Source organism: Streptomyces sp. NPDC006283, assembly GCF_040613325.1.
Lineage (GTDB): Bacteria > Actinomycetota > Actinomycetes > Streptomycetales > Streptomycetaceae > Streptomyces.
On the sequence record NZ_JBEXRZ010000485.1, the window covers coordinates 1 to 1215 of the forward strand.

Sequence of the window (1215 nt, forward strand, 5' to 3'; positions counted from 1 at the left end):
GTCCTGCGGTCCGCCGTGGACGAAGGCCGAGGAGCGGCCCGGGGGCAGCGTGCGCGGTGGCCGGTAGCGGTCGAACTGAATCTCCTCGCCCGGCGGCTGCGCGGTGATTGCGACGTCTCCACTCGATGCCTGGCACGGTTCGCAGTGCGGACGAGCTGATGCCGCCGCAGAGCCCGTGCGAAAGTGGAGTAGCCGCCCGCATAGCAGACTTCGACGACCCTCGAAGCGTCGATGCCCACAGATGAGCGTCGTCGCTCAGCCGCTGGCGGCAGAACGGGCCCGTCAGAAACGCACCTTGTCGTACGTCAGCCCAACAACTTGTACGTCACCTCAGGCGGCAGGTGCTCTGGCCTGCTGCCGGGGAAGCTGAGGTGGAGCTGCCCGTACCGCTGCTGATCGGGATTTTTCTCCCACCGCTCCGGGCGCTCGAATCTGACGTTCACGGGGTACGAGTGGAACTTACCCGCGGCGCAGTATGGCTTGCAGTCATTGACCACGTTCAGCCCGACGCCCACAGCGGACATCGGCCCCCACGACGACCACTTGAGTTCGGTCAGCCTGCTGTTGCCGTCCCCGCAGGCGATCAAGTACTCGCTTGGGCGCACCTGCGCCTTCATGGAGCAGTCCACGACCACGACCTGGTCAGCGGGCTGTGCCGCCACGGAGGGGGACGCCGAGGCCGTTGCCGGTACAACGCCTGCTGCGAGCGACATCGTGGCAAAGACCACGGCCGCGGTGCTCAGCTTTCGTCTCTGCATGTCTGATCCCAACCGTCTCTCCCCGAGCCACTTCGCACCGTCCCGCGCGCCCTACCGCCCAACGCACCCCCCAGAACGGCTGCTCCTGTATCGACGCTACGACCGCACCGGGGGACCCACCACTGGGGCGCGCGAGGGCAACGTCCGCCCGCATGTCCCGGAACATCAGCCCCACCGCAGCAGGCCATGCCTACGCAGAACGCGGCAGATGGTGGCGTGCACCGCCCAGAGCAGGTTGGCCGCGCTTTCCCAGCCGACCTGAACGGGATCACATCCGCTCGTCCAGCAGACGCACCTGCGGCCAGCCGCCGCTCCAGAGCCCGAATGTCCCTTCTGGCCGCATCGTGCAGAGCCAGCCACTCGGCCTGCGAAATCGTCCAGCGCAACCGGCGGCTCTCCTAGCTAGTACTGCAACGGTTCTTGTCGTGACGGTTGTTTGGTTTCGGGTGGTGTGTGG

Annotated in this window: 1 protein-coding gene; it reads right to left on the bottom strand. The window is 66.8% G+C overall.

The annotated features are described in order from the left end of the window. Nucleotides 1-305: 305 nt before the first annotated feature. Nucleotides 306-770, bottom strand: coding sequence for a hypothetical protein (locus ABZ070_RS37455; RefSeq protein WP_356640684.1), 465 nt, complete (start codon nt 768-770; stop codon nt 306-308). Between the last annotated feature and the right edge of the window lie 445 nt (nt 771-1215).